Annotated in this window: 1 protein-coding gene; it reads left to right on the top strand. The window is 59.7% G+C overall.

Annotated elements, in window-relative coordinates; all coding sequences use genetic code 11:
- Positions 1-262 precede the first annotated feature (262 nt).
- Complete coding sequence (locus tag H483_RS38320) at positions 263-616, top strand: helix-turn-helix domain-containing protein (protein WP_152428106.1); 354 nt, start codon at positions 263-265, stop codon at positions 614-616.
- Positions 617-782: the final 166 nt, after the last annotated feature.

The raw sequence follows: 782 nt of genomic DNA, 5'->3' as shown, positions 1-782 counted from the left end.
TCTCGAGCGAGGCGACTTGATCGCGCTTCCAGTCCAGGCCCACGAGTGCGAGACGTTCTGCTGCCTCGGGCTGGCTGTCGCCGTGTGCGTTACGCACGCGACGTAGGTTCTCGCCAATCACCTGGCCGATATGCAACTTCTGTTTCATGCGAGTGAATGTACCACGCCTAATGACCGTGGCGATTCTGGAGAACTCAGCGTCAAACTGGCGTGTTACCGTGTACGTGTCACTGCAACACGACACATACGGAAGGAGAATCGCATGGCTATGACCAGGGAAGAACTGCTCGCGCTGCCGGCGACGATCAAGGCTCCACAGGTGGCTAAGGCGTTGGATGTCTCGACGGTCACCGTCTACAAGATGATTCGAGAGGGCACGCTGCCCGTGCCTATGCACCGCATGGGACAGAACTTCAAGTTCCCGACAGCGCCCCTGCTCGAATACCTCGGGATCCGGGACGAGGGAAGTGATCCCACACCTCCCGTGCAGGGCGAGTCGATGAGGACGCCCAAGGGGAAGGTGATCGTCTCCACGAAGAACTATCGGTACAAGGGTCGATCCGTCCTCGGCGCTGATCTGATCGCAGGCGCTCGCATCTTCGGGGTGGGGGCATGACTGTGGCGATCACCGACGAGGGTGTGGATATCGACCTCGCGATGAACCACTTGGCGCAGATGTGGGGTGGGGCCGAGGGCTTCGTCTACGTGACCTACTTTGACCGGGCGTCAGGGGACAAACAGTTCTCAAACTCCTTCGAGTACCCCGCAGGAATGGACGACGT

The sequence above is a fragment of the Dietzia sp. UCD-THP genome, assembly GCF_000349585.1.
Lineage (GTDB): Bacteria > Actinomycetota > Actinomycetes > Mycobacteriales > Mycobacteriaceae > Dietzia > Dietzia natronolimnaea_A.
This window is presented reverse-complemented; position numbering and strand designations above follow the sequence as displayed.